The following is a 22,929-nucleotide window of genomic DNA, read 5'->3' as shown; positions in this document are numbered from 1 at the left end:
GGCGTTGACTTTTGGCACGCTGTTGAGTTCTCAAGGAACGGACGCTTCCTTTGTACTCACCCTCTCGGGCTTTCCTCCGGGCGCTTCCCTTCGGTATTTCGTGTTTCCAACCTTACCAGATCCGTTTTCCGTTCCGTTCCCGGTTCGGATTTCATTTCCAGTGGCCGTTGGAGGGCCTTTGCCTTTCGGCGTGTTCACTACGTTAGCGGATTCCCTCTGCAACTCATAATCGAGTTCCGCGAGTTTGAATTCCGGCATGCGAGCACGCCAAATTCGCCCCCGCTGAGGGGAAGTCGTAGGTAGTGGTTGGCCGCTTCCGGCTGCTGGCAGAACGCCGTACCCGGGTCAAGCGGCTCGGGCCACATTACGGTTCCCCCAGGGCCCCGTCAAGTTCGGCGGCGTCGGGGCGTATGGGCCCGATAAGGGCTCACCGTCGGGTCGTTGGGGATCCAGAAGCGCCAGGGGTGGACGGCTCCTTCGCCGCCGACTCCCGTGCGGGGGCCGCTGCTGACCTGGTCGGGGTCCGCGGGCGTGCCCGCAAGGAGGGTGAGAGGGGCTTCCCGCCCCGCGCAGAAGTCGGCGCCGTCGAGGCTTCGGTCCACGTCAAGGGCCGTGGCCAGGCGGGCAGGGCCTTTGGCCAGTTCCCTGTCGTTGCGGGCCGAGAGTCGACGCTTGCGGGCGGTCTCGGCGCCGGTCGTGATCTCACCGGCCCTGAGCAGCACCCCGCTCGCCTTGCCCTCCGGGCCGCACACCACGTTGAGGCAGTGCCACATGCCGTAGGTGAAGTAGACGTACGCGTGTCCGGGCGGACCGAACATCACGCCGTTGCGGGCGGTGGGGCCGCGATAGGCGTGTGATCCGGGGTCGGCCTCACCCGCGTACGCCTCCACCTCTGTCAGGCGCAGTTCGATCGGACCGTCAGGTGACGTGCGCACGAGGACCCGGCCCAGCAGATCCGGGGCCACATCGAGGACAGGGCGCTCGAAGAAGTCACGTGTGAGGGGCGTACGGTCAAGGGCCTCGATCATGGTGTCCGAGCCTACGCGAGACGGTTCCGTACGGATGGGTGGTCACCGGCCGTACGGATTGCCAGGGTGAGGACGCGGAACCGGACGTGGGTTCACCGCGTTTGTATGGATCAAGGATTCAAGTCGAGTCGAACCACAGGCGGGGCCTGGGGGAGGAGAGTCATGGGGTTCAAGAAGCTGCTTGCGAGCCTGGGGGCCGGCGGTGCTTCGGTGGAGACGGTGCTGACCGAGGTCAATGTCGTACCCGGTGGAGTCGTGCAGGGCGAGGTGCGGATCCAGGGCGGGTCCGTGGACCAGGAGATCGAGGGCCTGTCCGTCGGTCTGCAGGCGCGGGTCGAGGTCGAGGGCAACGACCAGGAGACGAAGCAGGACATCGAGTTCACGAAGCTGCGCCTGGGTGGGGCCTTCACGCTCCAGGCGGGCCAGGTGCACTCGGTGCCGTTCGGCCTGGAGATTCCCTGGGAGACGCCGGTCACCTCCATCGACGGGCAGCAGCTGCGCGGCATGAACATCGGTGTGACCACCGAGCTCGAGATCGCGCGGGCCGTGGACTCCGGTGACCTGGACCCGATCAGCGTGCACCCGCTGCCGGCGCAGCAGGCCATCCTGGACGCCTTCATCCAGCTGGGCTTCCGCTTCAAGAGCGCCGACATGGAGCGCGGGCACATCCGCGGTACGCGGCAGAAGCTGCCGTTCTACCAGGAGATCGAGTTCTTCCCGCCGCAGCAGTACCGCGGTCTGAACCAGGTCGAGTTGAGCTTCGTGGCCGACGACCGGGAGATGGACGTCATCCTGGAGATGGACAAGAAGCCGGGTCTCTTCAGCGAGGGCAGCGACTCGTTCCGGTCGTTCAAGGTCGGTCTTGCCGACTTCCAGGGCACGGACTGGGCGGCGTACCTCAACGAATGGCTGTCCCAGGTCGGCAGCAAGCGCAACTGGTTCTAGGCTCGAATGGTTCTAGGCTCGAAACAGCAGAGCCGTAGAGCTACCGCCCAGCAGGAACCAACCAGGAGGTGCCGACGTGACCGAGCTCAAGAGGCCGCCGCTTCCCCATGACTTCCATCCGCCCGTGGCGTCGTTCACGGTCGTGAGCGAGGACTTCGAACCGGGGGCGGTCCTTAAGGACGCTCAGGTCCAGGCGGCCGGGAACACCTCGCCGCACCTGCGGTGGGAAGGCTTCCCGCCGGAGACCAAGAGCTTCGCCGTGACGTGCTTCGACCCGGACGCGCCCACGGGCAGCGGGTTCTGGCACTGGTCCGTCATCGACATCCCGGTGTCGGTGACGGAATTGCCCACGGGTGCGGGCAGCGGCAAGTTCGAGGGGCTGCCCGAGGGGGCGGTGCAGGTGCGCAACGACTACGGGACGAAGGAATTCGGGGGCGCGGCGCCGCCGCCCGGTGACCCGGCGCACCGCTATGTGTTCACCGTGTACGCGGTGGATCAGGAGAAGCTCGGGCCGGACTCCGACACGTCGCCCGCCGCCATCGGATTCAATCTCCGGTTCCACACGCTCGGGCGCGCGCAGCTGCTCGCCGAGTACGCGGCTCCCGCCGGTAGCTGAGCGTTCACTGAACGTTTGCCCGCCCCTGGTCATGGAAGTGATCAGGGGCGGGCATTTTTTATTGCGTTGTCCATCTCGGCGTGCCCGGCCAGAGTTGATCCCAGCCCGCCAGGGGGTGGGTCGGTGTGCATACGGGAGGTGGGCGAAATGCGGGACACGCTGGTGCTGAACGCGAGCTTCGAGCCGCTGTCGACGGTGACGCTGAACCGTGCCGTCGTGCTGGTCCTCAGCGACAAGGCCGTCGTCGAGCAGGCCCACCCCGGACTCCGTGTGCGCGCGGCGGCGGTCGAGATACCGGTGCCTCGGGTGATCAGGCTCTGCAGGTATGTACGGGTGCCCTTCCGAAGACGGGCTCCGTGGTCGCGGCGTGGTGTTCTCGTACGGGACCAGCACAAGTGCGCGTACTGCGGGAGGCGGGCGACGACCGTGGACCACGTGGTGCCGCGGGCGCAGGGCGGCAGGGACACGTGGTTGAACACGGTCGCTTCGTGCGCGCAGGACAATCACCGCAAAGCGGACCGCACGCCGGAAGAGGCCGGGATGCCGCTGCTGCGGCAGCCGTTCGAGCCGACGCCCGCGGACGCGATGTTGCTGGCGCTCGGCCGGGACGAGTGGGCCACTCTGCCGGAGTGGCTGGGAGCGCCTGCCGCCTAGCCGCTCGCGGGACGCTCAGTCGATCGGCGGCTGTTCGCGGCGCTCCTTGGCGGGCTCGCCGCCCGAACCGCCGCCGCCCATGGGACCGAAGTTGCCCATGGCGCCGCTCAGACCCTTGAGGGCGTCGCCGATCTCGCTCGGCACGATCCAGAGCTTGTTCGCGTCGCCCTCGGCGATCTTCGGGAGCATCTGGAGGTACTGGTACGCGAGGAGCTTCTGGTCCGCGTCGCCCGCGTGGATGGACTCGAAGACCGTACGGATCGCCTGGGCCTCGCCCTCGGCGCGCAGGGCCGCGGCCTTGGCCTCACCTTCGGCGCGCAGGATCGCGGACTGCTTCTCACCTTCGGCGCGCAGGATCTCCGACTGCCGCACACCCTCGGCCTGGAGGATCGCGGCGCGCTTGTCGCGGTCCGCGCGCATCTGCTTCTCCATCGAGTCCTGGATGGAGGTCGGCGGCTCGATCGCCTTGAGCTCCACGCGGTTGACGCGGATGCCCCACTTGCCGGTGGCCTCGTCGAGGACGCCGCGCAGCGCGGCGTTGATCTCCTCGCGGGACGTCAGCGTCCGCTCCAGGTCCATGCCACCGATGATGTTGCGCAGGGTGGTGACGGTGAGCTGCTCGATCGCCTGGATGTAGCTGGCGACTTCGTACGTCGCGGCGCGGGCGTCGGTCACCTGGTAGTAGATGACGGTGTCGATGTTCACCACGAGGTTGTCCTGGGTGATCACCGGCTGCGGCGGGAACGGGACGACCTGTTCACGGAGGTCGATGCGGTTGCGGATCGAGTCGATGAACGGGACGACGATGTTCAGGCCCGCGTTCAGCGTGCGTGTGTAGCGGCCGAAGCGCTCGACGATCGCCGCACTGGCCTGTGGGATCACCTGGATCGTCTTGATCAGGGCGATGAAGACCAGCACCACCAGAATGATCAGGACGATGATGATTGGTTGCATCGTTGTTCCCCGTACCCCTCTTGCTCGGTGTTCCCGGAAGATCCGCGGAGCCGGAACACGGGCTCTCGAAGATCTTGCTGGTCGAGTCTGTCAGACCGGCGTACGGCCCGTGGTGCATTCACATGACGATGGCCGTCGCCCCGTCGATCTCGACGACATCCACCTCGCGTCCCGCCTCGTAGCTCTGGTCGGTGTCGAGCGAGCGGGCGGACCAGATCTCGCCGGCGAGCTTGATCCGGCCGCCCGAACCGTCGACCCGTTCCAGGACGACGGCCGTCCTGCCCTTCAACGCCTCTATCCCCGTGGCCAGTTCGGGCCGTTGGGAGCGGTGTCGCGCCGCCACGGGGCGCACCACCCCGATGAGCGCGACCGACACCGCGGCGAAGACGATGACTTGGAGCACGGTGCCGCCGCCGAGGCCCGCGGTCACGGCGCCCGCGACGGCGCCCACGGAGAGCATGCCGAACTCCGGCATCGCGGTCAGTACGAGCGGGATTCCGAGCGCGACGGCTCCGATCAGCCACCACACCCATGCGTCGATGTCCACATGGTCATGGTAGGACCGCGGGCCCTTCCCGCACAGGGCACGTGATCTCTTCGCCGGAGCGTGCCCGGCCGTTCGCGCCGGTGTCAGCCGAGCGGGAGGCCCTGGGCGCTCCAGCGCTCGCCCCGCTCCTCGACCACCAGGGGCAGGCCGAAGCAGAGGGAGAGGTTGCGCGAGGTCAGTTCGAGCTCCAGCGGGCCCGCGGCCATGATCTTGCCCTGACGGATCATGAGGACGTGGGTGAAACCGGGGGCGATCTCCTCGACGTGGTGCGTGACCATGATCATCGAGGGGGCGATCGGGTCGCGGGCGAGGCGGCCGAGGCGGCGTACGAGGTCTTCGCGGCCGCCGAGGTCGAGGCCCGCGGCGGGCTCGTCCAGGAGGAGGAGTTCGGGGTCGGTCATCAGGGCGCGCGCGATCAGGGTGCGCTTGCGCTCCCCCTCGGAGAGGGTGCCGAACTTGCGGTCCAGGTAGTCGGTCATGCCGAGGCGGTCGAGGAAGGCGCGGGCGCGCTGCTCGTCGACTTCCTCGTAGTTCTCGTGCCAGCCGGCGGTCATGCCGTACGCGGCGGTCAGCACCGTCTGGAGCACGGTCTGGGCCTTGGGCAGCTTCTCGGCCATCGCGATACCGGCGACGCCGATGCGCGGGCGGAGCTCGAAGACGTCCGTGCCGGGCCTGCCGAGGGTCTCGCCGAGGATGGTGGCGGTGCCGGTGCTCGGGTAGAGATAGCTGGACGCGACGTTCAGGAGGGTGGTCTTGCCCGCGCCGTTCGGTCCGAGGATGACCCAGCGCTCACCCTCCTTGACCGACCACGAGACCTGGTCCACCAGAGCCCGGCCCTCGCGGACAACGGATACGTCCTCCAGCTCCAGTACATCGCTCATGAGCGCGTTGTCTCCCATTGCAGTCTCGGCTGTCGCTTGCGTCTGTGGACGCAGTCCCCTGGGAGAAAACCTACGCCACCGGTCGAGCGCTCCAGTCCTTAGCCCGGTCCTTAGGCTGTACACATGCTCTCGGAACCACGCTCAGGACGCTTGGCAGCATGGGGAAATGCCCTTCTTGCCGGACTTGTCTCGCCGGATGACGCGGTGCTCGCGATAGTCGGTGACGACGCCGTGCACCGGGTCGAAGGCCTCCCCGGCGAGTCGGGGCCCGTCGGTCTCACCCTCGCCCTCGGAAGATTGCGCACGCTGGGGGCGACCGGGCTCCGGGTCGCGCTCCCCGCGCCGGGGCATCCGCTCGGTCTCAGCGGGCCGCCCGCGTTCAACGCGCGGGCCCTGGAGGCGCAGGAGGCGGTCGTCGCCTTCGGAGTGCCGTACGGGTTCGTGCCCGAGGTCACCGAGGCGGGGCCCGAGGGTGATGTGCACGTGGAGGTCCTCTGGCACTGCCTGCCGGTGCGGGAGGCGCCGCCGGCCGACGTGCCCTCGCTCGGCGAGGCGGAACGTGAGCTCGCCGAGGCGCTGCGGGACGCGACCCAGGTGCTCTCGAAGCTCGACGTCGCGGGCTCGGGGCCGGTCGCCGAGGCCGCGGTGGACGCGTACCGGGCGCGGGCCGAGCGGGGGCGTGAGGCTCTCGCGCCGGGATACCCGCCGCGTGCGGTACGGGTGTTGGAGCTGGCCCAGCGGGTCGGACTGCTGATCTCGGTGGCGTACGAGAACGGCCATGGCGGGGCGGTGAGCGCCTCGGAGATGGCGGCCCGGGGGGAAGCGCTGCGTCCGGTCGAACGGACGGCTCGGCGGGCTCAGGTGGCCGCCTATAACGCGTACGTGGAGGAGCGGGAGCGGTAGCCGGGGGTGGGCGCCCTGGCAGTCCTCGGGGTGGCCCCGGGGCTGCTGCCGCTTCGCTGCGGGGGCGGCGCTTCTCGGCTGCGGTGCCTCTTGGCTGCGCGTGCATTGTGGTGTGGCTTGGCTGCGCGTGCTTCGTGGCTTGGCTACGCGTGCTTTGCGTTTTGGCTGCCGGTGCTTCGTGGCTTGTCGCGCAGTTCCCCGCGCCCCTTCGGGGCACGTGCTTCGTGGCTTGTCGCGCAGTTCCCCGTGCCCCTTTGGGGGCGCGTGCTTCGTCGGGTGTCGCGCGGTTCCCCGTGCCCCCTCGGGGGCGCGTGCAGCCGTTTATCGATGCGGCCCCGCGGGCGATGCCCGCGGGGCCGTGGCTTCGGGGTGCGTCAGTGGTTGACGCCGAGGTTGCCGAAGGCGGGGTTGAGGGCTCCGATGACCGAGACGGTGTTGCCCACGGCGTTCACGGGGATGTGCACCGGCGCCTGGACGAGATTGCCCGAGCCGACGCCCGGCGACTTCACGGCCTTGCCGTTCGCGTGCGCACCGTCCGTGGCGGAGGCGAGACCGGCACCGGCGACGACGAGGCCACCCGCCACCATCGTGACGGCAGCGGCCTTCTTCAGGTTCTTCACTTCTGGGTCCTCCTAGTGATCGCCGCGGCCAGCCGCCGCAGCACGCACTGGAGAACGGTCCGGCGGCCCACAGGTTGCGCCGAACGGGGGACATCCACACGACGGTATGAATCTCAGACCGGAACACGACGGTCCACTCCGCCCGTTGACAGAGTGCGCCGGAGCGTCGATCAGCCGGTCACACCGTGTCGTACGGCCCACAGGGCGGCCTGGGTACGGTCGGCGAGGTCCAGTTTCATCAGGATGTTCGAGACGTGGGTCTTGACGGTCTTCTCGGAGAGCACGAGGGCACGCGCGATCTCGCGGTTCGAGCGGCCGTCGGCGATGAGCCCCAGGACCTCGCGCTCCCGCTCGGTGAGCGAACCGCCCCTGCCGTGACCCGAATGGGACTCCTCCTGGGACAGCAGCGCACCCGCCACCTCGGGCTGGAGGAGCACATGGCCCGCGTGCACGGAGCGGATGGCGCCCGCCAGGGCGTCCGGGTCGACGTCCTTGTAGACGTACCCGGCGGCGCCGGCGCGCAGGGCCGGGACGACCGTGCGCTGCTCGGTGAAGCTGGTGACGATGAGCACGCGCGCGGGGTTGGCCAGTTCGCGGAGCTTGCGCAGCGCCTCGACCCCGTCCATGCCCGGCATCTTGACGTCCATGAGGACGACGTCCGGTTTCAACTTCTCGGCCTGCTCGACCCCTTCGGCGCCGTCCGACGCCTCCCCCACGACCTCGATGTCGTCCTGCACCTCGAGGAACGTACGCAGACCGCGGCGGACCACCTGGTGGTCGTCGACCAGCAGCACCCGGATCCCTGTCTTCGGATTGAGCACAGCGTCAGCCACCGGGAACCTCCATCTCGATCGTCGTGCCCTTTCCGGGCTCCGATTCCACGGTCAGCCGTCCGCCGACCCCGCCGGCCCGGTCCCGCATGGAGACCAGGCCCAAGTGCCGACCCGCGCGGCGGATCGCGCGCGGGTCGAAGCCGCTGCCGTCGTCCGTCACCCGCAGCACGGCTCCCGCGCCGCGCCGCGTCAGGGCCACGCAGACGCGATCGGCTCCGGAGTGGCGCAAGGCATTGTGCAGCGCCTCCTGGGCGACGCGCAGCATCGCCTCCTCCTGGGCGGCTGGCAGGGCGCGAACGGCGTGGCTCTCGAAGGTGACTTCGGCGGAGTGCGCGCGGTCCAGGACGTGCGCGTGCGTACGCAAGGTGGCGACCAGGCCGTCCTCGTCCAGGGCGGCGGGGCGCAACTCCACGACGGCGGCGCGCAGTTCGTCCGCCGCCTCGGCCGCGAGCACGGCCACCTGCTGGAGTTCGCCCTTGGCGCGCGCGGGGTCGCGGTCCACCAGGGCGGTCGCGGCCTGGGCCGTCAGGCGCAGCGAGAAGAGCTTCTGGCTGACGGCGTCGTGCAGTTCGTGGGCGAGGCGCGAGCGTTCCTCGGCGATGGTCAGCTCGCGGCTGCGTTCGTAGAGCCGGGCGTTGGTGAGGGCGATCGCGGCGTGCTGGGCGAGGATCGTCAGCAGTTCTTCGTCGTCGGCGGTGAAGCCGCAACCGCCGTTCGGCTTGGGGCACTGCTTGTTGGCGAGGAAGAGCGCGCCCAGCGTCTCGTCCCCGTACCGGATCGGCAGGCCGAGGAAGTCGGACATGTCCGGGTGGGCGGAGGGCCAGCCCTCGAAGCGCGGGTCCTCGCGCACGTCGGCGAGGCGCTCGGGCTCGGCCTTGTGCAGCATCGCGGCGAGGATGCCGTGCTGGCGGGGCAGCGGGCCGATGGCACGCCACTGCTCCTCGCTGACGCCGTCGACGACGAACTGGGCGAACCCGCCGTGGTCGTCCGGGACGCCGAGCGCCGCGTACTCCGCGTCGAGCAGCTCGCGGGCGGAGGCGACGATCGTCTTGAGGACGTCGCGCACCTCGAGCTGTCTGCTCATGGCCAGGAGCGCGGAGCTCACCGCGTTCAGGCCGGACCGGTGACCTTGACTCATGGCCTCACCGTACCGGCGGGGTGTGACAGTGCGTATCGGACCTGTGGCGGCCACCGCCTAGGGCCGTGGGCGTAGGCCGAAGGGCCCTGAGCCGTTGCGGCCCGCGCACGAGGCGCCGGGCGCGGGTCCGTTCGTAGCGTGAGGTCATCCGCTGGAGAAGTGGCTGTCAGGACGACCCGAGGGGACGGATGTCATGCCGGTATCGATCATCACGGGGGCTTCGAAGGGGCTGGGGCGTGCGCTGGGGGCGGCGCTCGCCGCGCGGGGGTGGGATCTGGTGCTCGACGCGAGAACGGCCGCCGCGCTCCACGAGTCCGCGCGGGGCCTGGCGGCGAGCGGCACGCGCGTGGAGGCCGTCGCCGGGGACGTCACGGATGCCGGGCACCGGGCCGATCTGGTGGCCGCCGCGCACAAGCTGGGCGGTCTCGATCTGCTGGTGAACAACGCGAGCGCGCTGGGGGCGCAGCCTCTCGTGCGCCTTGAGGAGCTCACGCTCGACGGGCTGCGGCAGGCGCTGGAGACCAATGTGGTGGCGGCCCTGGGGCTGGTCCAGGAGGCGCTGCCCTTGTTGCGGGCCTCGGAGACGGCCGCGGTGGTCGACGTCAGCTCCGACGCGGCCGTCGAGGCGTACGAGACATGGGGAGGGTACGGAGCGTCCAAGGCCGCTCTCGATCATCTGTCGGCGGTCCTTGCCGTGGAGGAGCCGGGGATCAGGGTGTGGGCGGTCGACCCCGGTGACATGCGGACCGACCTCTACGAAGCGGCCGTCCCGGACGACGACGCGTCGGGGCGGCCCGCGCCCGATTCGGTGGTGCCCGCCTTCCTGCGGCTGCTGGACGAGCGCCCGGCGAGCGGGCGGTACTCCGCTCCCTCTCTCCTGGACGCTCTCCTGGACGCGCGATGACGCTGGCCGTGCGGGTGCCCGAGGAGCTTGCGGCCCGTGTCCCCGCGGAGCAGCGGGGCCAGGGGCTCGGCAGGGACGCGGTGCGGCTGCTCGTGTCGCGCGGGACGGAGGTCTCGCACCACGCGTTCACCGACCTGCCCGCGCTGCTGCGGGCCGGGGATCTGCTGATCGTGAACACCTCGCGGACGCTGCCCGCCGCGGTCGACGGAACCCTTGGGCACGCGCGCGTGGTGGTGCATTTCTCCACGCGGGGCGACGACGGACGGTGGGCCGTCGAGTTGCGGGATCCCGACGGCCGGGGCACCACGCGGGCGCGCGCGGGCGGGCCCGCGTATTCAGTCGTGCGGCTCCCCGGGGACGTACGCCTCATCCTCGACGAGCCGCTGGCCCCGGGCAGCGGGCGGTTGTGGTGGGCCCGGGTGTCGGCCGATGTGCCCGCGCTGCTGCGGCGGCACGGCCGCGCCATCCGTTACTCCTACACAGAGAGGGACCAGCCGCTCTCCGCCCACCAGACCGTGTTCGCGCTCCCCTCGGCCGACGGGAGCGGCAGCGCGGAGATGCCGAGCGCGGCCAGGCCGTTCACGGCGGACCTGGTGGCGCGCCTGGTGAGCCGGGGCGTGCAGTTCGCGCCGGTCACCCTGCACACGGGGGTGGCATCGCCCGAGGCGCACGAGCCGCCGTATCCGGAGCTCTTCGAGGTGCCCGGGGCGTCGGCGCGGCTCGTCAATGCCGCGAGGGCGGGCGGCGGGCGCGTCATCGCGGTCGGCACGACGGCCGTGCGCGCCGTCGAGTCCGCCACGGGGCCCGACGGGGTGGTCGGGGCCGCGGCGGGCCGTACGGAGCTCGTGGTGACGCCTGAGCGGGGCGTGCGGGTGGTGGACGGGCTGCTCACGGGGCTGCACGAGCCGCAGGCCTCGCATCTGCTGATGCTGGAGGCGATCGCGGGCCGGGCCGCCGTGGACCGCGGTTATGCGGAGGCGGTACGCCGTCTCTACCTCTGGCATGAGTTCGGCGACGTGCATCTCCTACTTCCGGAGGAGTTTGCTCACGCAGAGAGTTGCGAGGGCAACTGTTGGTGAGGTTGTTACGTGGTCGATGTGAGCCCGCGCATAGGACGCACGTCACGTACGAAGTCGCCTAGTGGATGAAGTATCCCTTTATGAGCACGGGGTGCAATGCCGTCAAAGCGTACGGCGCACCCCCTGATCCACTACCCGGCTTCGTACGTCACTGCTTTGCCACAGAATTTTGCGCCCGCTAAGAATTGCTCCCGTCGCTCGGCGCCGCGGTCTCGCACCGCGGCGTTTGTGCCGGAGAAGCAAATGTCCCCGCCGGCCAGAGCGACCTCCGCGATTCGAAGAGGTCCATCTGCCATGCCCCAGCACAGCACCCCTGGTCATAGTCGCCCCGCGCTGACGAAGACCCAGAAGTTCTCGATCGCCGGTGTCGCCACGCTCGGCGCCGCCGCCCTCGCGTTCTCCCTCGTGCCGGGCAGCGCCGATGCCGGAACCCAGACGCAGAGCCTCGACGCGGCCCCGGTGGCCTTCAAGCAGAACGTCGACGCCCAGCAGGCCGTGCACGCCGGTGTCATCAAGCAGCGGAACACCGCCGACAAGCAGGCCAAGGACGCCGCGGCCGCGAAGGCGAAGGCCGAGGCCGACGCCGCCGCGAAGAAGCGGGCCGACGAGGAGGCCGCGGCCAAGAAGAAGGCCGAGGACGAGCGCAAGGCCCAGGAAGCCGCGAGCCGTGCCGCCGCGCGCAAGCCGGTCTACGCCAACAACCTCGACGGCTGGATCCGCCAGTCCCTGGACATCATGAAGTCCAAGGGCATCCCCGGCTCCTACGAGGGCCTGCACCGCAACATCATCCGTGAGTCCGCGGGCGACCCGAACGCCAAGAACGGCTGGGACATCAACGCCATCAACGGCACCCCGTCGGTCGGCCTGCTCCAGGTCATCCAGCCCACGTTCAACGCGTACCACGTAGAGGGCACGTCCTCGAACATCCTCGACCCGGTCGCGAACATCACCGCCGCGGCCAACTACGCGGCCGACCGCTACGGCTCGATGGACAACGTGAACAGCGCCTACTGAGCCTGATCTGCTGATCGACCCGATCTCCTGATCGACGGACCTCTTCACCGAGGCTCGACAGACGCCGAAGGGCGGCACCCCACCAGGGGTGCCGCCCTTCTCGTCCGCCCGGGGGCAGAGAGCGTGCTTACTTGCGCATGACCTCCGGCTCATGGCGCCGCAGCAGTCGCGCGACCGCGAAGCCGCAGGCGACGCCGATCAGGAGCAGGATCGTGATGTTCATGCCCCACTGGCCCGCCGAGTGGTCCCACAGCGGGTCGAGATCGCCCGGCTTCTTCGGGTCCCACGGCGGCATGAGGTGCGCCAGGTCCAGCGTGGCGCCGGCGCCGGCGATGGCCCAGCGCGAGGGCATCAGCCAGGCGAACTGCTCCAGGCCCGGCGAGCCGTAGACCTGGAAGAGCACGCCGGTGAAGACGACCTGGACGATCGCGAACATCACCAGGAGCGGCATGGTCTTCTCGGCGGTCTTCACCAGCGAGGAGATGACCAGGCCGAACATCATCGAGGTGAAGCCCAGGGCGATGATCGTCAGGCAGATCTCGACGGCCGGGGGCAGGATCAGGCCCTCTTCCGGCATGTCGCGCGTCGCGAAGCCGATGCCGCAGATGATGACGCCCTGGAAGGCCGTGATCACGCCGAGGACGATGACCTTGGACATGAGGTACGCCGAGCGGGAGAGGCCGGTGGCCCGCTCCCGTTCGTAGATGACCCGTTCCTTGATCAGCTCACGTACGGAGTTGGCGGCGCCGGAGAAGCACATGCCGACCGCGAGGATCAGCATGATCGTTCCGGCGTCGCCGTTGAACTTGACCGGCGGCTTGGGCGGGCCGAGCCCGAACTCGGCCGGGATGACGACGCTGACGATGCCGAGGACCGCGGGCAATATCACCATCAGGCCGAGGAAGCCCTTGTCCGAGGCGATCACCGAGGTGTAGCGGCGGATCAGGGTCCACAGCTGCGAGCCCCAGCCCTGCGGCTTGGGCGGCCTGATCGCCTGCGCGGGCGGCATGTGGACCGACTGCGCGGCCACGGCGTCGATGTCGGCGGCGTACATCTGGTAGTGCTGCGAGCCCTTCCAGCGGCCCGCCCAGTCGTAGTCGCGGTAGTTCTCGAACGCCGAGAAGACGTCCGCCCACGTCGAGTAGCCGAAGAAGTTGAGCGCTTCCTCCGGCGGACCGAAGTACGCGACCGAACCGCCCGGTGCCATCACCAGGAGCTTGTCGCAGATCGCCAGCTCGGCGACCGAGTGCGTGACGACCAGGACCGTACGGCCGTCGTCCGCGAGGCCGCGCAGGAGCTGCATGACGTCGCGGTCCATGCCCGGGTCGAGACCGGAGGTCGGCTCGTCCAGGAAGATCAGCGACGGCTTGGTGAGCAGCTCCAGTGCCACCGACACGCGCTTGCGCTGGCCACCGGAGAGGGAGGTGACCTTCTTCTCCTTGTGGATGTCCAGCTTGAGCTCGCGCAGGACCTCGTCGATGCGCTGCTCGCGCTCCTGCTCGCTGGTGTCCGAGGGGAAGCGCAGCTTGGCGGCGTACTTGAGGGCCTTCTTGACGGTCAGTTCCTTGTGCAGGATGTCGTCCTGCGGGACCAGACCGATGCGCTGGCGCAGCTCGGCGAACTGCTTGTACAGGTTCCGGTTGTCGTAGAGGACGTCACCCTTGTTGGCGGGCCGGTAGCCGGTGAGCGCCTTGAGGAGGGTGGACTTTCCGGAGCCCGAGGGGCCGATGACCGCGATGAGCGACTTCTCGGGGACGCCGAAGGAGACGTCCTTGAGGATGTCCTTGCCGCCGTCGACCGTCACCGTCAGGTGGCGGGCGGAGAAGGAGATCTCACCGGTGTCGACGAACTCCTCGAGCCGGTCGCCGACGAGGCGGAACGTCGAGTGGCCGACGCTGACGATGTCGTTCGGGCCGATGAGGGCCGTGCCCGACTTCGCGACCGGCTGGCCGTTGATGTACGTGCCGTTGTGCGAGCCGAGGTCGTGGATCTCGAAGCGGCCGTCCGGAGTCGCCGTGAACTCGGCGTGGTGCCGCGAGACCTGGAGGTCGGAGACGACCAGTTCGTTCTCCAGGGCACGGCCGATGCGCATCTTGCGGCCGAGCGAGAGCTGGTGGAACGTCGTCGGGCTGCGGTCCCCGTAGACCGGCGGGGCCCCCGCGACACCGCCGGAGCCGGCACCGGGGCCCTGCTGCTGCGGGACCTGCGGTTGCTGAGGCTGTTGGTACTGCTGGTGCTGCGCCTGCTGCTGGGGCTGCGGCCAGCCCTGCTGCTGGGGCATCTGCTGCTGCGCCGGGTACTGCGGCGCCCGCTGCTGGGATGCCTTGGCGGCCCAGCCGGGTCCGCCCTGCTGCTGCCCGTGGTGCTGCGGTGCCTGGTGCTGCGGTGCCTGGTGAGCAGGCGCCTGATGGGCCGGTGCCTGCTGAGCGGCCTGCTGCGGCGTCGACACGGCGGCGGCGCCCGAGGCACTGCCGGACACGTTCAGTCGCGGACCGTCGGTCGCGTTGCCCAGGTTCACGGCAGAGCCGGGGCCGATTTCCATCTGGTGGATCCGCTGGCCCTGCACAAAGGTGCCATTGGTGCTGCCGTGGTCCTCGATGACCCAACTGCGGCCGCTCCAGCTGATCGTGGCGTGACGCCAGGACACCCTGGCGTCGTCGAGCGCGAGATCCCCCTGCGGATCACGACCGAGGGTGTATGACCTGGACGGATCGAGCGTCCAGGTCCTTCCATTCAATTCCAGTACGAGTTCCGGCACTCCAGCCCCACTGAGTTGTCCCCCGAGCTAGCCCCCATATGGGGAGTCTAGGGATGTCGAACATCGGGAGGAACTATTTCAGGCTGAGGCCTCTGACCGAAAGTCGGGCCTTGTGAAGACTGCGTACGGGCCTCCACGACCGCCCCGTTGACGGGGCAGAAACCGCCCCGGAGAGTAGTAACCGCCCATGAGTGCATACGGATCATGCGCATTGCGCACATCTCGTACGAATTGGGCGACGCGGCGGAAGTCGGGGGGTCCTCATGGAGACCGGCGGGAATCAGGTCGAAGACCGGCGGGTGCGGTGGGGCGACGTGCTGCTCTCCGCGATCGCCGCCGTGAGCTGGGCTCTTGTCGGTATGGCCGGTACGGCCGCGCTCGGCCTCCATCTGCTCGGCGCGGACGCGGTGGGGTCACTGGGGCCGATGACGGCGGCCGTGGTGGCGCTCGGCGCGGGTGGCTCGGTGACCCCGTCCGGCGACGTCTCGGCGTTCGGGCTCGACGGCGCCGAGGCGACCACCGCGATCGACATCGCGCCACTGGGCGTCGGGCTCGCGGGCGCCGTTCTCCTTGCGTATTTTTTCCTACGCTCCTTGCGCGGGGCGGGAGTTGCGATCACATCCGGCGAACTTGCCGCGCGCGCGGGCGCCGTGATCGCCCTCTTCCTGGCGATGCTCGGGGGGCTCGCCTGGGCGGGTCACGACATCATCACGATCGACGGCGACCAGCTGGGGATCGACCAGGGCATCGACAAGGGCATCGACCAGCTCCCGGACGACATCACGGACAAACTTCCCGGTGGCCTCGGTGACATCGGCGGTCTGCTGCCCGACCGGCTCGGCGACCTCGCGAAGGCGAAGGCGTCGGTCGGCTTCACGGTGGACCTGGCTCCGACGCTGCTCGGGGGCGCGGTGTGGGTGCTCGTCGTCCTGCTGATCGCACTGCTCGCCTCGCGTCGTACGCCGTTGCCGCGGGGGTGGGGCGCCGTCCACCGCGTGGTGCGGCCCGCCGCGTCCGCTCTGGTCGCGGTGGCGCTCGTGGCGGTGCTCGCCGGGCTCGCGGCGGCGCTGTACGCGATGATCGGCGACGCCCATCCCAAGCGGATCGCGGGGGCGGCGCTGCTCGGGGCGCCGAACGGGGTGTGGCTCGGGGTGCCGATCGGGCTCTTCGTGCCGTGGGACGGCGAGGCGACGGGCCAGTTGGCGAAGCTGCTGCCGGATCCGCTGGACGACCTTCTGACGGGGTCGGGCGCCTCGGGGAACGAGCCGGTGACGCTGGGGCGGCTCGCGGAACTCGACAGCCGGGTCTGGCTGCTGGGCGTCGCGGCGGCGTTGATGATCCTGTTCGCCGGGGTGCTCACCGCCGTCCGTACTCCTTACTTACGTGGCGAGAGCGGCGCTTTGAGGTTCGCGGGGCAGTGTGCGGTACGGCTCGGCGCGGTGACCGCGCTCGGGCTGCCGCTGATGGTGTGGCTGACGGGGGTGTCCGCGGACGCCTCGCTCTCGGTGCTCGGCTTCGACGCGTTCGGGGCGGGGATCGAGCTGCACGGTCAGCTGGGGATGGCGTTCCTGCTGGGCGCGGCGTGGGGTGCGGGCGCGGGGGCGGTGGGGGCGGTGCTCGCGGTGGCGAGTGGGGCCGCGGGGGGCCGGGTTTCGGCGTTCGCCCTCGGCCTGGGGATGCCTGGGGCTCCGCCGGGTGGGGTGGCGGCGGGGGCCGGTGGTGTGGCGGGGGCGGGTGGAGCGGGTGGAGCTTCGGCTTCGGGTCCGGCTGGGGCTTCGGGCCCGGCTGGAGCTTCGGGCCCGGCTGGAGCTTCGGGCCCGGCTGGGGCGGCGGGGCCCTACAGTCCCGGGGCCCCCTTCCGGCCCTCGAATCCTGACACCAACCCCTACCTCCGGCCGCCGCGTGATGTGTCCGGGGCGCCGACGGTGGTGGGGCCGGTCGCTCCGCCTCCGCAGCCGAAGCCGCGCCCCCGCTCCTCGGGCAACGGCGACTGGCCGCCGCCTCCTCCCCCGCCACCGCCGCCTCCACCTCCGGAGCGGGGGCCGCGGGGAGGGCGGGGGCGGTAAACGCGGCTTCTTCTGTGACGCGGCTTGGCGCGGTGACGCGGCTTGGTTCTGCTGTGGGTGTCCCTGTCCCGGGGTGTCCCTGTCCCGCCCAACCACCCGATCACCCGGGAGGTGTCCGGCAAGCGGACCACCCCGGCGGCCGAGCCGCACCGCCGGATACGGTGGCATCACCATGAGCGCTTCGCAGCCCCCGCAGCCCGCCGATGTCCCTACGCTCCTCGTCAAGATCTTCGGCAAGGACCGCCCCGGTATCACCGCGGGCCTCTTCGACACCCTCGCCGCCTACTCCGTCGACGTGGTCGACATCGAGCAGGTCGTCACCCGTGGCCGCATCGTGCTGTGCGCGCTCGTGACCGCGCCGCCGGTCGGCCTGGAGGGCGACCTGCGGTCCACCGTGCACAGCTGGGCCGACTCCCTGAGGATGCAGGCCGAGATCATCTCGGGCATCGGCGACAACCGCCCGCGTGGCCTCGGCCGTTCCCACGTCACCGTGCTCGGCCATCCCCTCACCGCCGAGTCGACCGCCTCCATCGCCGCCAGCATCACCGCGACCGGCGGCAACATCGACCGCATCTTCCGCCTCGCCAAGTACCCGGTCACCGCGGTGGAGTTCGCCGTCTCCGGCACGGAGACCGAACCGCTGCGCACCGCCCTCGCCCTGGAGGCGGCGAAGCTCGGCGTGGACGTCGCCGTCGTCGCCGCGGGCCTGCACCGCCGCGCCCAGCGGCTCATCGTGATGGACGTCGACTCGACCCTCATCCAGGACGAGGTGATCGAACTCTTCGCGGCGCACGCGGGCTGCGAGGCCGAGGTCGCCGAGGTGACCGCCGCCGCGATGGCCGGCGAACTGGACTTCGAGCAGTCGCTGCACGCCCGCGTGGAGCTCCTCGCCGGGCTCGACGTCTCCGTCGTCGACAAGGTCCGCTCCGAGGTCCGCCTCACCCCCGGCGCCCGCACCCTCATCCGCACGCTCAAGCGCCTCGGCTACCAAGTGGGCGTCGTGTCGGGCGGGTTCACCCAGGTCACCGATGATCTGAAGGAACGTCTCGGCCTCGACTTCGCCCAGGCCAACACCCTGGAGATCGTCGACGGCAAGCTCACCGGCAAGGTGACCGGCGAGATCGTGGACCGCGCGGGCAAGGCCCGCCTCCTGCGCCGCTTCGCCGACGAGGCCGGGGTCCCGCTGGAGCAGACCGTCGCGATCGGCGACGGCGCCAACGACCTCGACATGCTGAACGCGGCCGGCCTCGGTGTCGCCTTCAACGCCAAGCCCGTCGTCCGCGAGGCGGCGCACACCGCGGTGAACGTCCCGTTCCTCGACACCGTGCTCTACCTCCTCGGCGTCACCCGCGAAGAGGTCGAGGCGGCGGACACGCACACCGACTGAACGTCACGCCCGTCATGCGTGTACGTCGATGGGCCTGGTACCGCATCGCGGCGGTACCAGGCCCATCGGCGTCGGCGTACGTGTGCGTTACCTACCGCGACATCTACCGCGGCGTCTACGGCCGGCGACCTACTCGGAAGGCGCCCAGTAGTCGGCCAGTGTGCCGACCCCCGGCTCCAGGGCCTTCCATGAGCCGGAGTACGTCAGGACGGCGAAGGCCGAGGTCGGGAAGCCGCGACGGTCCATTCGTGTACGCACGTCGCCCTCGGCGTCGCCCGCGAGGATGTCGGCGAGACCCTGCACTCCGGGGTTGTGGCCGATCAGTACGACGTTCTGCACGTCGTCCGGGGTTTCGTTGAGCACGGCGATCAGCTCACCCGGGGAGGCCTCGTACAGCCGCTCCTCGTAGACGGTCCTGGGCCTGTGGGGCAGCTCATGGACGGCGAGCTTCCATGTCTCGCGGGTCCTGGCGGCGGTCGAGCAGAGGGCCAGGTCGAAAGGGATGCCGCTGTCGGCCAGCTTGCGCCCGGCGACGGGGGCATCCTTGCGGCCGCGCTCCGCGAGCGGGCGCTCGTGGTCGGACACCTGGGGCCAGTCGGCCTTCGCATGCCGGAAAAGGACAATCCTGCGGGGTTCTGCGACGCTCATGCGTCCCAGCTTCGCATGAAACGCGCCAGCGGGCGCAAGGAGTTGGCGTGCTCCCCCGGCACGGGTGACCGCGTCCACCCGGGGCAGGTCACGGGGTCGTACGGAACACCGTCTCCTGGATGCGCTCGAGCAGGTGGGTGACCACCGGCTCGCCGCTCGCGGCGTGCGCGTCGGCGGGGTTCAGTATCAGCAGGAGCAGGGCGGCGAAGGCGATGGCGGGAAGGGCGATCGCCCACCACGGAAGCTGGATCTCGACACTCTCGGAGTCCCTGGGGGCTCCCGGGTCGCGCTGAACGTGCGAACGGGCCGACATGCCGCCTCCGTGGTCTTCGGGTCCTGCGTGCCGCGCCTTCGCGGCCACATCTCGAAGGTACGGATCCGGCGACCCTCAGCACATCCGGTGATCCACCCACTTGACCCTGACACTGACCCCCTAGGGGATGGTGGTGCTAACCCCACCATCCGCCACGCCGGGGGCAGTTCACGGCGAGGCGATGGAGGCGATGATGCCGATGATCACGGTGATGGCCAGCATCGCGCCGAGCACGATGAGCAGCTTCTTCTGGCCGTTCTGGGGGTTCGGGTCGAGCACTGGCATGGGGAGAGTCTCGCACCCTTTGTCCGAGGGGTCTTCGCCGGGGTCAGCCCGCCGCCGCGACCTCGTCCTCGACCGTGCGGTTGCGGCCCGCCAGGATGCCCACCACGATCTGCGGCACCATCAGGCCCGCCATGAGCGCGATCGGCAGCCCCCAGCCACCGCTGTGCTGGTAGAGCATGCCCACCAGGAGCGGCCCCGGGATCGAGATCAGGTAGCCGGTGCTCTGCGCGAAGGCCGAGAGCTTGGCGACGCCCACGCTGCTCTTGGCCCGCATGCCGACCATGGTGAGGGCCAGCGGGAAGGCGCAGTTGGAGACGCCGAGCAGCAGGGCCCAGGCCCAGGCGCCGCTCTCGGGGGCGAGGTAGAGACCCGCGTACCCGGCGAGGCCGCAGGCGCCGAGCACGACCACGACGGGTCCCTGGTTCGGCAGCCGGGTGGCGACCCTGGGGATGACGAAGGCCAGCGGCACGCCCATCGCCATGGTGACGGCGAGCAGCACACCGGCCTCCCCCGCGGGGACTCCCGCGTCACGGAAGATCTGCGGCATCCAGCCCATCGTGATGTACGCGGCGGTCGCCTGGAGTCCGAAGAAGCAGGCCAGCGCCCATGCCGTACGGCTGCGCGTGATGCGCAGGCCCGCGTCCTCCTGGCGCACCGCGGAGCTGACGTGCTCCGGGGCGGCCGAGGCGGCGCTCTTGTCCCGCACGAGCGGCACCCACGGCACGACGGCGACGACGGCGAGCGTCGCCCAGACCGCGAGCCCGGACTGCCAACTGCCGCCCATCGCGTCGGTCATGGGCACCGTGATGGCCGCCGCCATCGACGTGCCGAGCGCGAGCGCCATCGAGTAGAGCCCGGTCATCGAGCCGACCCGGTCCGGGAACCAGCGCTTGACGATCACCGGCATCAGGACGTTGCTGACCGCGATGCCCATGAGGGCGAGCGCGCTCGCGGCCAGGAAGCCGACGGTGCCGCCGAGGAAGGGGCGGATGGCCAGGCCGGTGGCGATCGCGACCATGCCCGCACAGACCACGGCGCTGGGGCCGAAGCGGCGGGCGAGCCGCGGGGCCATGACGCCGAAGACCGCGAAGCAGAGCGGCGGGACGGAGGTGAGCAGTCCGGCGAGCGTGCCGCTCATGCCGAGTCCGTCACGCACCTCTTCGAGGAGGGAGCCGAGGCTGGTGATGGCCGGGCGGAGGTTGAGGGCGGCCAGGACGATGCCGACGATGACCAGACGCGTCGCCCACGCGCGCGTGGGGGCCTGTTTCTCCGCCCCGTGCGCCACGTCGGTACGTATCGGTGTTGTCGTCGGTGTATCTGTCATCGTCCCGGTTTCCTCACTAGCCATGGGGCCATCATAGAATCATGGGATGATTGGCTGTCCAATCCGTTGCCACTGTTTCCGTCACATCGCAGCTACTGTCTCCGTCACATCGCGCACGAAGGAACGTCATGCCACTGACCACCCCTCACCGCTCGGCGCTCTCCGAACAGGTCATCGCCGAGCTGCGTAATCAGATCTCCTCGGGCGAGTGGCCGGTCGGCTCCCGCATCCCCACCGAGCCCGAGCTGGTGGAGCAGCTGGGCGTGGCACGCAACACCGTCCGTGAGGCGGTCCGCGCCCTCGCGCACAACGGCCTCCTCGACATCCGCCAGGGCTCGGGCACCTACGTGGTCGCGACGAGCGAACTGGCCGGCGTGATGCAGCGCAGGTTCGCCGACGCGGAGCCGCGGCACATCGCGGAGCTGCGCAGCACGCTGGAGTCGAGCGCGGCGAAGCTGGCCGCGCAGCGGCGCACGGAGCGCGACCTCAAGCAGCTCGACGCCCTTCTGGTGCGCCGCGAGGAGGCCTGGGCCTCCGGCGACGCGGAGGCCTTCGTGGCGGCCGACGCGACCTTCCACCTGGCCGTCGTGGCCGCGTCCCACAACGACGTGATGACGGCGATGTACGCCGACCTGGGCGAGGTCATGCGGGACTGGCTGCGCGAGGACGTCGGCGAGAAACTGACCCCCGAGAGCCACATGGACCACGCCAGGCTCGTCGACGCGATCCGCGAGAACGACGCGGAGGCGGCGGCCAGGGAGGCGGCCGCCTATCCGTTCATGTGCCGCCCCGAGCTGTTCACTTCTCGTGGCTGACCCAGACGGACCGGATCTCCTTCCAGCACCGCCCGGCCAGCCGCACGGTCTCGGCGGGTCCGGCCTCGACGAAGACGCCGTCGCTGTCGATGTCCCACCACTGCTCGCACTCCACGTGCAGCCGGACCCGGTCGGTCTCGGGGTACGGGTTGTGGCAGTGGACGACCGCTTCCGAGCCCTTGACGCTGATGCGGCACTCCGAGCCGAACGGCCGGGGTTCGGCCGCCTCCACGCGCACGCGCGGGCGCTTCGCCTCTGAGACGGCATGCGACGCGGCGCCGTACGGCAGGGCGATCAGCAGGGTGAGAGCGGCGAGCACCGCAGGGGATGACGGGCGCACACCTCAGGGTGCGCGCCCGTGCCGCGACCCCGCCTGGTCAGTGGGCCGAACGGGGGACGCCCCGCCTCCCGCGCGGTGCGGGGGACGGGGCGTCAGGAACGTACGGAATGCCTGCTCAGGCACCCATCATGTGCACGCCGCCGTCGACGTGGACGATCTCGCCGGTGGTCTTCGGGAAGAAGTCCGAGAGCAGCGCGACGATGCCGCGGCCCGCGGGCTCGGGGTCGGCCATGTCCCAGTCCAGCGGGGAGCGGGTGTTCCAGACGTCCGCGAGGTCGGCGAAGCCCGGGATGGACTTGGCCGCCATGGAGCCGATCGGACCCGCCGAGATCATGTTGCAGCGGATGTTCTCCTTGCCCAGGTCGCGGGCGAGGTAGCGCGAGGTCGCCTCGAGGGCGGCCTTGGCCGGGCCCATCCAGTCGTACTTCGGCCAGGCGAACTGCGCGTCGAAGGTGAGGCCGACGACCGAGGCGCCGTCGCCGAAGAGCGGACGGCAGGCCATGGTGAGCGACTTCAGGGAGAACGCGGAGACGTGCATCGCCGTCGCGACGTCCTCGAAGGACGCCTCGAGGAAGTTGAAGGCACCCTGCGGGGCGAAGCCGATGGAGTGCACGACGCCGTCGAGGCCGCCCAGCTCGTCCTTGACCAGGCCCGCGAGGCGGTCGAGGTGCTCCTGGTTGGTCACGTCGAGCTCGATGACCTTGGCAGGCTTGGGCAGCTTCTTGGCGATGCGCTCGGTGAGAGTGGGGCGCGGGAAGGCGGTGAGGATGACCTCGGCGCCCTGCTCCTGCGCGACCTTGGCCGCGTGGAACGCGATGGAGGACTCCATCAGAACGCCCGTGATCAAAATCTTCTTGCCGTCGAGAATTCCGCTCAT

General features: G+C 70.1%; 24 protein-coding genes. 10 read left to right on the top strand and 14 right to left on the bottom strand.

What is annotated here, in order from left to right; translation table 11 throughout:
• Positions 1-386: 386 nt before the first annotated feature.
• Positions 387-1,028, bottom strand: coding sequence for a DNA-3-methyladenine glycosylase (locus ACFUPX_RS26620; RefSeq protein ID WP_383327619.1), 642 nt, complete (start codon positions 1,026-1,028; stop codon positions 387-389).
• 162 nt (positions 1,029-1,190) lie between these two features.
• On the opposite strand from ACFUPX_RS26620, the gene ACFUPX_RS26615 reads away from it, so the two are divergent.
• The 3 genes from ACFUPX_RS26615 to ACFUPX_RS26605 all read left to right on the top strand — a co-directional run bounded on the left by ACFUPX_RS26615 (position 1,191) and on the right by ACFUPX_RS26605 (position 3,243).
• Complete coding sequence (locus ACFUPX_RS26615) at positions 1,191-1,973, top strand: sporulation protein (RefSeq protein WP_383327616.1); 783 nt, start codon at positions 1,191-1,193, stop codon at positions 1,971-1,973.
• A 76-nt stretch (positions 1,974-2,049) separates the two neighbouring features.
• Positions 2,050-2,589 (top strand): YbhB/YbcL family Raf kinase inhibitor-like protein, encoded by a 540-nt coding sequence (locus tag ACFUPX_RS26610; RefSeq protein WP_383327613.1) that lies wholly within the window; start codon positions 2,050-2,052, stop codon positions 2,587-2,589.
• Positions 2,590-2,736: 147 nt separating this feature from the next.
• On the top strand, positions 2,737-3,243 hold the full coding sequence (locus ACFUPX_RS26605; RefSeq protein ID WP_383327610.1) for an HNH endonuclease: 507 nt from the start codon (positions 2,737-2,739) through the stop codon (positions 3,241-3,243).
• 15 nt (positions 3,244-3,258) lie between these two features.
• Here the strand turns inward: ACFUPX_RS26605 and ACFUPX_RS26600 are convergent, their stop codons facing one another.
• The 3 genes from ACFUPX_RS26600 to ACFUPX_RS26590 form a co-directional block, all read right to left on the bottom strand.
• The gene (locus ACFUPX_RS26600; protein ID WP_383327607.1) at positions 3,259-4,197 is read right to left on the bottom strand and encodes an SPFH domain-containing protein; all 939 of its coding nucleotides are present in this window, start codon (positions 4,195-4,197) and stop codon (positions 3,259-3,261) included.
• Between the two features lie 118 nt (positions 4,198-4,315).
• Positions 4,316-4,744: an NfeD family protein gene (locus tag ACFUPX_RS26595; RefSeq protein ID WP_383327604.1), complete on the bottom strand. Its 429-nt coding sequence runs from the start codon at positions 4,742-4,744 to the stop codon at positions 4,316-4,318.
• 83 nt (positions 4,745-4,827) lie between these two features.
• Positions 4,828-5,625 carry an ABC transporter ATP-binding protein gene (locus tag ACFUPX_RS26590; RefSeq protein WP_383327601.1) on the bottom strand — a complete coding sequence of 266 codons (798 nt, stop codon included), beginning with the start codon at positions 5,623-5,625 and terminating at the stop codon, positions 4,828-4,830.
• A gap of 123 nt (positions 5,626-5,748) precedes the next feature.
• Between ACFUPX_RS26590 and ACFUPX_RS26585 the strand changes: the two genes are divergently transcribed.
• Positions 5,749-6,528 (top strand): hypothetical protein, encoded by a 780-nt coding sequence (locus tag ACFUPX_RS26585; protein WP_383327598.1) that lies wholly within the window; start codon positions 5,749-5,751, stop codon positions 6,526-6,528.
• 374 nt (positions 6,529-6,902) lie between these two features.
• Here ACFUPX_RS26585 and chpE read toward each other — a convergent pair whose 3' ends face one another.
• The 3 genes from chpE to ACFUPX_RS26570 all read right to left on the bottom strand — a co-directional run bounded on the left by chpE (position 6,903) and on the right by ACFUPX_RS26570 (position 9,119).
• A complete protein-coding gene (gene chpE, locus ACFUPX_RS26580; protein ID WP_383327595.1) occupies positions 6,903-7,148 on the bottom strand; it encodes a chaplin ChpE in 246 nt (81 codons plus the stop codon).
• Between the two features lie 170 nt (positions 7,149-7,318).
• Positions 7,319-7,981: a response regulator gene (locus ACFUPX_RS26575; protein WP_383327592.1), complete on the bottom strand. Its 663-nt coding sequence runs from the start codon at positions 7,979-7,981 to the stop codon at positions 7,319-7,321.
• On the bottom strand, positions 7,974-9,119 hold the full coding sequence (locus tag ACFUPX_RS26570; protein ID WP_383327589.1) for a GAF domain-containing sensor histidine kinase: 1,146 nt from the start codon (positions 9,117-9,119) through the stop codon (positions 7,974-7,976). Before ACFUPX_RS26570 ends, ACFUPX_RS26575 begins: the two co-directional genes overlap by 8 nt.
• 193 nt (positions 9,120-9,312) lie before the next feature.
• Here ACFUPX_RS26570 and ACFUPX_RS26565 point away from each other — a divergent pair, with 193 nt between their 5' ends.
• The 3 genes from ACFUPX_RS26565 to ACFUPX_RS26555 all read left to right on the top strand — a co-directional run bounded on the left by ACFUPX_RS26565 (position 9,313) and on the right by ACFUPX_RS26555 (position 12,116).
• Positions 9,313-10,023, top strand: coding sequence for an SDR family NAD(P)-dependent oxidoreductase (locus tag ACFUPX_RS26565; RefSeq protein ID WP_383327586.1), 711 nt, complete (start codon positions 9,313-9,315; stop codon positions 10,021-10,023).
• Positions 10,020-11,102, top strand: coding sequence for an S-adenosylmethionine:tRNA ribosyltransferase-isomerase (locus tag ACFUPX_RS26560; RefSeq protein ID WP_383327583.1), 1,083 nt, complete (start codon positions 10,020-10,022; stop codon positions 11,100-11,102). The genes ACFUPX_RS26565 and ACFUPX_RS26560 overlap by 4 nt, the downstream gene beginning before the upstream one ends.
• Before the next feature lie 294 nt (positions 11,103-11,396).
• On the top strand, positions 11,397-12,116 hold the full coding sequence (locus tag ACFUPX_RS26555) for a transglycosylase SLT domain-containing protein (protein WP_383327580.1): 720 nt from the start codon (positions 11,397-11,399) through the stop codon (positions 12,114-12,116).
• Positions 12,117-12,243: 127 nt separating this feature from the next.
• Here the strand turns inward: ACFUPX_RS26555 and ACFUPX_RS26550 are convergent, their stop codons facing one another.
• On the bottom strand, positions 12,244-14,874 hold the full coding sequence (locus ACFUPX_RS26550; RefSeq protein WP_383327577.1) for an FHA domain-containing protein: 2,631 nt from the start codon (positions 14,872-14,874) through the stop codon (positions 12,244-12,246).
• 263 nt (positions 14,875-15,137) lie between these two features.
• Here ACFUPX_RS26550 and ACFUPX_RS26545 point away from each other — a divergent pair, with 263 nt between their 5' ends.
• Both ACFUPX_RS26545 and serB read left to right on the top strand, forming a co-directional pair.
• Entirely contained in the window at positions 15,138-16,940 is a 1,803-nt protein-coding gene (locus ACFUPX_RS26545; protein WP_383327573.1) for a streptophobe family protein, read from the top strand.
• Between the two features lie 172 nt (positions 16,941-17,112).
• Positions 17,113-18,327, top strand: coding sequence for a phosphoserine phosphatase SerB (gene serB, locus ACFUPX_RS26540; RefSeq protein WP_383327570.1), 1,215 nt, complete (start codon positions 17,113-17,115; stop codon positions 18,325-18,327).
• A 129-nt stretch (positions 18,328-18,456) separates the two neighbouring features.
• On the opposite strand, the gene ACFUPX_RS26535 is transcribed toward serB, so the two are convergent.
• The 4 genes from ACFUPX_RS26535 to ACFUPX_RS26520 all read right to left on the bottom strand — a co-directional run bounded on the left by ACFUPX_RS26535 (position 18,457) and on the right by ACFUPX_RS26520 (position 20,921).
• On the bottom strand, positions 18,457-18,975 hold the full coding sequence (locus ACFUPX_RS26535; protein WP_383327567.1) for a SixA phosphatase family protein: 519 nt from the start codon (positions 18,973-18,975) through the stop codon (positions 18,457-18,459).
• 88 nt (positions 18,976-19,063) lie between these two features.
• Complete coding sequence (locus ACFUPX_RS26530) at positions 19,064-19,288, bottom strand: hypothetical protein (RefSeq protein ID WP_383327564.1); 225 nt, start codon at positions 19,286-19,288, stop codon at positions 19,064-19,066.
• Positions 19,289-19,456: 168 nt separating this feature from the next.
• Complete coding sequence (locus tag ACFUPX_RS26525) at positions 19,457-19,573, bottom strand: SGM_5486 family transporter-associated protein (RefSeq protein WP_107059069.1); 117 nt, start codon at positions 19,571-19,573, stop codon at positions 19,457-19,459.
• 43 nt (positions 19,574-19,616) lie between these two features.
• The gene (locus tag ACFUPX_RS26520; RefSeq protein ID WP_383327560.1) at positions 19,617-20,921 is read right to left on the bottom strand and encodes a CynX/NimT family MFS transporter; all 1,305 of its coding nucleotides are present in this window, start codon (positions 20,919-20,921) and stop codon (positions 19,617-19,619) included.
• A 104-nt stretch (positions 20,922-21,025) separates the two neighbouring features.
• On the opposite strand from ACFUPX_RS26520, the gene ACFUPX_RS26515 reads away from it, so the two are divergent.
• On the top strand, positions 21,026-21,712 hold the full coding sequence (locus ACFUPX_RS26515) for a FadR/GntR family transcriptional regulator (protein WP_383327557.1): 687 nt from the start codon (positions 21,026-21,028) through the stop codon (positions 21,710-21,712).
• On the opposite strand, the gene ACFUPX_RS26510 is transcribed toward ACFUPX_RS26515, so the two are convergent.
• Complete coding sequence (locus tag ACFUPX_RS26510; protein ID WP_383327554.1) at positions 21,696-22,052, bottom strand: hypothetical protein; 357 nt, start codon at positions 22,050-22,052, stop codon at positions 21,696-21,698. The two genes, ACFUPX_RS26515 and ACFUPX_RS26510, sit on opposite strands and share 17 nt — an antisense overlap.
• 115 nt (positions 22,053-22,167) lie before the next feature.
• Complete coding sequence (gene fabI, locus ACFUPX_RS26505) at positions 22,168-22,929, bottom strand: enoyl-ACP reductase FabI (RefSeq protein ID WP_383327551.1); 762 nt, start codon at positions 22,927-22,929, stop codon at positions 22,168-22,170.

It is taken from the genome of Streptomyces sp. NPDC057302 (assembly GCF_042667685.1).
Taxonomy (GTDB): Bacteria; Actinomycetota; Actinomycetes; order Streptomycetales; family Streptomycetaceae; genus Streptomyces.
This window is presented reverse-complemented; position numbering and strand designations above follow the sequence as displayed.

What these genes read in the sequence shown, in the direction of transcription:
- ACFUPX_RS26620 (WP_383327619.1), bottom strand. Translation starts at nt 1,028, where the DNA reads ATGATCGAGGCCCTTGACCGTACGCCCCTCACACGTGACTTCTTCGAG.
- ACFUPX_RS26615 (WP_383327616.1), top strand. Translation starts at nt 1,191, where the DNA reads ATGGGGTTCAAGAAGCTGCTTGCGAGCCTGGGGGCCGGCGGTGCTTCG.
- ACFUPX_RS26605 (WP_383327610.1), top strand. Translation starts at nt 2,737, where the DNA reads ATGCGGGACACGCTGGTGCTGAACGCGAGCTTCGAGCCGCTGTCGACG.
- ACFUPX_RS26600 (WP_383327607.1), bottom strand. Translation starts at nt 4,197, where the DNA reads ATGCAACCAATCATCATCGTCCTGATCATTCTGGTGGTGCTGGTCTTC.
- ACFUPX_RS26590 (WP_383327601.1), bottom strand. Translation starts at nt 5,625, where the DNA reads ATGAGCGATGTACTGGAGCTGGAGGACGTATCCGTTGTCCGCGAGGGC.
- ACFUPX_RS26585 (WP_383327598.1), top strand. Translation starts at nt 5,749, where the DNA reads ATGCTCTCGGAACCACGCTCAGGACGCTTGGCAGCATGGGGAAATGCC.
- ACFUPX_RS26570 (WP_383327589.1), bottom strand. Translation starts at nt 9,119, where the DNA reads ATGAGTCAAGGTCACCGGTCCGGCCTGAACGCGGTGAGCTCCGCGCTC.
- ACFUPX_RS26565 (WP_383327586.1), top strand. Translation starts at nt 9,313, where the DNA reads ATGCCGGTATCGATCATCACGGGGGCTTCGAAGGGGCTGGGGCGTGCG.
- ACFUPX_RS26560 (WP_383327583.1), top strand. Translation starts at nt 10,020, where the DNA reads ATGACGCTGGCCGTGCGGGTGCCCGAGGAGCTTGCGGCCCGTGTCCCC.
- ACFUPX_RS26555 (WP_383327580.1), top strand. Translation starts at nt 11,397, where the DNA reads ATGCCCCAGCACAGCACCCCTGGTCATAGTCGCCCCGCGCTGACGAAG.
- ACFUPX_RS26545 (WP_383327573.1), top strand. Translation starts at nt 15,138, where the DNA reads ATGGAGACCGGCGGGAATCAGGTCGAAGACCGGCGGGTGCGGTGGGGC.
- serB (WP_383327570.1), top strand. Translation starts at nt 17,113, where the DNA reads ATGAGCGCTTCGCAGCCCCCGCAGCCCGCCGATGTCCCTACGCTCCTC.
- ACFUPX_RS26535 (WP_383327567.1), bottom strand. Translation starts at nt 18,975, where the DNA reads ATGAGCGTCGCAGAACCCCGCAGGATTGTCCTTTTCCGGCATGCGAAG.
- ACFUPX_RS26530 (WP_383327564.1), bottom strand. Translation starts at nt 19,288, where the DNA reads ATGTCGGCCCGTTCGCACGTTCAGCGCGACCCGGGAGCCCCCAGGGAC.
- ACFUPX_RS26525 (WP_107059069.1), bottom strand. Translation starts at nt 19,573, where the DNA reads ATGCCAGTGCTCGACCCGAACCCCCAGAACGGCCAGAAGAAGCTGCTC.
- ACFUPX_RS26520 (WP_383327560.1), bottom strand. Translation starts at nt 20,921, where the DNA reads ATGGCTAGTGAGGAAACCGGGACGATGACAGATACACCGACGACAACA.
- ACFUPX_RS26515 (WP_383327557.1), top strand. Translation starts at nt 21,026, where the DNA reads ATGCCACTGACCACCCCTCACCGCTCGGCGCTCTCCGAACAGGTCATC.
- fabI (WP_383327551.1), bottom strand. Translation starts at nt 22,929, where the DNA reads ATGAGCGGAATTCTCGACGGCAAGAAGATTTTGATCACGGGCGTTCTG.